The organism is Ruminococcus callidus ATCC 27760, assembly GCF_000468015.1.
Lineage (GTDB): Bacteria > Bacillota > Clostridia > Oscillospirales > Ruminococcaceae > Ruminococcus_C > Ruminococcus_C callidus.
Window position 1 is genome coordinate 1 of record NZ_KI260354.1, and the last position, 4,189, is coordinate 4,189.

General features: G+C 50.1%; 6 protein-coding genes. 3 read left to right on the forward strand and 3 right to left on the reverse strand.

The genetic code is table 11. The annotated features are described in order from the left end of the window. Positions 1 to 200 precede the first annotated feature (200 nt). The gene (locus RUMCAL_RS04825) at positions 201 to 1,772 is read right to left on the reverse strand and encodes a hypothetical protein (RefSeq protein ID WP_021681468.1); all 1,572 of its coding nucleotides are present in this window, start codon (positions 1,770 to 1,772) and stop codon (positions 201 to 203) included. A 308-nt stretch (positions 1,773 to 2,080) separates the two neighbouring features. Between RUMCAL_RS04825 and RUMCAL_RS04830 the strand changes: the two genes are divergently transcribed. Then, entirely contained in the window at positions 2,081 to 2,422 is a 342-nt protein-coding gene (locus RUMCAL_RS04830) for a GIY-YIG nuclease family protein (protein WP_021681470.1), read from the forward strand. On the opposite strand, the gene RUMCAL_RS14405 is transcribed toward RUMCAL_RS04830, so the two are convergent. Beyond that, positions 2,417 to 2,947 (reverse strand): hypothetical protein, encoded by a 531-nt coding sequence (locus RUMCAL_RS14405; RefSeq protein ID WP_021681471.1) that lies wholly within the window; start codon positions 2,945 to 2,947, stop codon positions 2,417 to 2,419. The two genes, RUMCAL_RS04830 and RUMCAL_RS14405, sit on opposite strands and share 6 nt — an antisense overlap. Positions 2,948 to 3,070: 123 nt before the next feature. Between RUMCAL_RS14405 and RUMCAL_RS04840 the strand changes: the two genes are divergently transcribed. Together RUMCAL_RS04840 and RUMCAL_RS15390 are read left to right on the forward strand one after the other, a co-directional pair. After that, positions 3,071 to 3,502, forward strand: a complete 432-nt coding sequence (locus tag RUMCAL_RS04840; RefSeq protein WP_021681472.1) for a hypothetical protein — start codon at positions 3,071 to 3,073, stop codon at positions 3,500 to 3,502. A 15-nt stretch (positions 3,503 to 3,517) separates the two neighbouring features. Then, positions 3,518 to 3,688, forward strand: a complete 171-nt coding sequence (locus tag RUMCAL_RS15390) for a hypothetical protein (RefSeq protein WP_021681473.1) — start codon at positions 3,518 to 3,520, stop codon at positions 3,686 to 3,688. A gap of 40 nt (positions 3,689 to 3,728) precedes the next feature. Here the strand turns inward: RUMCAL_RS15390 and RUMCAL_RS04845 are convergent. After that, positions 3,729 to 4,189 (reverse strand): Fur family transcriptional regulator (locus RUMCAL_RS04845; protein WP_021681474.1); only part of this gene is annotated, 461 nt, incomplete at its 5' end.

Sequence of the window (4,189 nt, forward strand, 5' to 3'; positions counted from 1 at the left end):
CCTGGTTTTTTTCTGCATTTGCATCGCCTCCTTGCAAAAACGCGTTCGCCGCATTGTTTACGTACAGTATATCATATTTTCGAAAAATTCGCAAGCCTTTTTACAATTGTTTTCACAGTTTGCATCAAAAAAGACGACCGCCCGCATGTCACGGGCAACCGTCTTTGATTGGTTGTGCAATTTTATGTAATGCGAAATCGTTACGCCTTGGATTCTTCCTTTTCGTCATTATCGTCAGAAGCAGAATCAGCCTCTACCGAAACGGTTTCCTTTGCCGGTTCTTCTACAGCAACAGGAACCAGCTTGTCCCGACGGTACGATACCATGAAGGCACGCACGACTGCAAATACCAGATATGCTACAAGCAGAAGTGCTTCTACGATAAGCATCGGACGAATCATGTTGGAAATCGCGTTGGATACAGAACTGGAAACGCTGCCGCTTGCCGGCACCAGAATGTTGTACGCATTGGTGTACGATGCAGTTTCAAAGTAATCGTCTGCGGTTTCGTTGACATCATTGATCAGTTGATTCATCTTGTCGCAGACGTTCTTCATGTCTGTTTCTACTTTTTCTTCTTCCTTTTTGCTTCCCAGCGGGGTGTTCTGCAACTTGTCCAGACGTGTCTGATAATCGCTGATCTGCTGCTGCAAAGAAGAAACACTGCCCTGTGCATCAGTCCGCTGTGTGATCAGATCGTCATATGCAGTAGACGGCTGTGTCAGAACGGTTCCGGTATTGTCAGCAGAACCGCCTGCCATAACTACCATGGAATCCTTTTTGTAGTTGTTGATAGAATCGGTGATCGTGCTCAGCCGTTCCTTGGCACTGTTCAGGCTGCGGTTCAGGCTGTCAATACGATACTGATAATATGTTGCCAGGGAATCCTTGTCCTTGGTAACGTTCTTGCCCATGATGTAAGAATACAGGCTGGAATAGTCCACGCTCTGCAAAGTTGCTGTTGCTTCACTCAGGTCAGAGAAGGTATAGCCGGTCTTTGTAGAACGGAAGCGGGTGTTGTCGTTGGAGGACAGAGAAGAAATATACTTCTTCAGAGAATCCAGACTGCTGGACAGTACATCCAGTGCCTGCGGGTAATCATAACCGGTATAATCTACAGCAGTCAAAGCATCACCGAATGCCTGATTATATCCGTAAGTCTGCATAAAATAGATCTTGTAGTTGTTCAGCATGGTGTTCAGGAAATCCGCTGCCTGAGAGCGGGACATACCGGAATCACCATAGGAGAACTGTACCTCAAACTGTGTCGGGAAATAGGAAACGTCCATGATCTTCTGTGCTGCTTCAATAGAGTTCGTGTTGGAAAAAACACTTTCATAAGCAGTCAGTTTGTCGATGGCATCTTCCGGAACCACACCGGAAACAGTGATATTATTCCGGATCGCATCTGTTTTTTTGACATCCATGTTCAGATCCGAAAGCGTTTCTTCAATGATCGCCGGCGACTTCAGGGAATTCGCATTAAACTCGTTTCCGTTCGGGTCCAGGCCGTTTTCAATGCCGTCAAAAGTGAATCCCACCATTGCAGTCAGCGGGCTTGCCTTGCTGCTGGACACTACCATAGAACCGCCGAATACCAATCCTGCCAAAATGACAGCAACCAGCACCCACGGCAAAAAATACTTTTTCAACTGCCGGAAGATCTCAACTACCGGAATGGTAATGGTGTCTTCTTCCTGTGTGTTCATGCTTCCAAGCTGTGCCGCAATTTCTTCCAATTCCGGCGTTTTTTCTCTGCTTTTTTTACTCATTCTGTAATACTCCTAAATGTAATTGGATTGGAATTGTTTCTGCCCGTATCATTGCACGACCGCAGCCAATTCCGAGAAAATGATCTGCAACCGCATACCTTCGGAAATACATCAGTATGCTCTTTTTATTATAACACATTTTAAAAGGGCTGTAAACCGGATATTTTTTCAAAAAAGTTCCTGCAAATCCTTGAAAAAACAGCAAATTTCACAAGAAATGATACAAAGGCAGTCGTTTTAAGGAAACACGGTTTTGACAGAAACGGAATTTCTGTGGTATAATATCGGCAAAAGGAGGCCTTGTCACCATGCCATATCTGATCTATGTGCTGCACTGCACAGGAGATACCCTGTACACCGGCATCACCCCAGACCTGCGGCGGCGAATGCGGCAGCACTGCGGGCAGCTTGCCGGCGGTGCCAAATACACCAGGAGTCATCCGCCGGAGGAACTGCTGCAAGTGTGGAGCACAGAAACCCGCACTGCTGCTGCACGATTTGAATACGCTTTCAAGCAGCTGCCCCGCAGCCAGAAGCTGCTGCTTCTGGAATCACCGGAGCAGTGGCAGACCGTTCTGCCGGAACTGGCAGAGGAAACCTACCTGCCCGCAGAGCATCTGCCTCTGCAAAGCTATCTGTCCCGATCATGAACGGAACGATTTTTTCCGCTGATATTGCAGTTCTTCCGGCAGGAAACCACTTCTCGCCAATGCATAAGTCACCCAGACCACTGCCGGCGGCAGCAGGTTCCACACTGCCAGAAATACTGTCTTTCCCCACGACAGGGACGAAGCTGTCACGTCTGCACTGCACAGATTGCACAGCTGCAAAAACGGAGCATTCAACAGCTTGTACCACCGGTACCACGTATCCGGCAGCACACCGGCTCTCGCCAGCAGCAGAGAGATGCCCAGCAGCAAAAACGGCAGCAGCACCGAGCCGCTGTAAAACAGCTGGACGGCAATCGTATTTTTCCGCTTTTTGTGCTGGTCTTCGCGGGAGCGGCTCAGGGCATAGTTGACACAGACACAGACCAGTACCGCAATGGTACAGATACAGCTGATGAGCCGAAACAGACCGCCGCCCACTGCCGAAAGCGTTACTGCCAGAAACAGACACAGGATCTCTGCAAACAAATCGCTGCCCAGAGCCTTTGCAAAATTTTTGAATTCCATATTCCACCTCCCATGGAAATGATTGATACGGCATATCTCTCCCGTCAGCGGGGATACTAGACACAGGGACAGAACCGTTGCTGACAGCGTTTCTGTCCATTCCCCGAAAAGGAGGTTCGACCGATGACTTCACAGGAACAACACGTACTGGACGAATTCTACAAGAATGCCGTTATGGGAGCCGATGCCACCAGCACCATTCTCCCCAAGGCAGACCACCCCGACCTGCGGCAGGAGCTCTGCAAACAGCTAGAATTCTACCAGTCCCGCAAAGAGGAGATCCGCAGCCAGATGCAGCAGGCTCATGTGCAGCCAGTCCAGCAAAGCGACATGGCAAAGTTCTGGGCAAATGCCAATATTCAGCTGCACTGTCTGGGCGGGGCTTCTGCCAATGAGATCGCCAAGCTGATGCTCAAGGGCACCAACACCGGCGTAGTACAGCTGACGGAAGTGCTCCACAACAGTCCGGACATTTCCGACCAGCTGAAACGGCAGGGAAAAGCATTCGTCCGCCACGAGGAGGCGTACATGGAACGCCTCAAAGCCTACTTGTAATGACGAGGTGACACCATGAATCCGGAACAGGAAAAAGCCAGACAGAGTGCCGAGGCAGAGATGAAGATCTATACGCCTCACCAGGTGCTACAGGAAAAACGGGACAATATCGCTTTCGATAATGCCCCGGTCCGCATCTATGAACGACCCTATCACCCCAACCAGCCTACCGCACCGTTGGGATAACTCCAGAGCCAGGGGTGCAGCTTCGCACTGCACCCGTACATCACGATTTTTTCTTGGCACACGCGGCACAGAGCCCGTACAGCACGGTTTTTGTATGGTCGATGACAAAGCCGTGGTGCTCCAGTAAGTGTTCCCCCAGCTGGTTCAGGTAATCACAGCTGACGTGAAACAACTGCCCGCACTGGGTACACTTCAAGTGAAAATGTTCCGTGCAGGCGTGGGGTTCTCCGGAGAGGAACTGATAGCAGGCACTGCTTTTTCCGTCCAGCACATATTTTCGCACAATGCCCTCTTCCACCAGCTGCTCCAGTGTCCGGTAGACCGTCGCCGTTCCCACCGGTGTTTCGTTGTCCTGCAAATGCCGCACCAGTTCCGCCACTGTGATATGCCGTCCCGCACTGTTTTGCAGAAATGCCAGAATATATTCCCGCTGTTTCGTTTTATATGCCATAATGTTGTTCGCGTCCTTCCTAAGGCAATACCGCACAAAGAGCGTCTGGC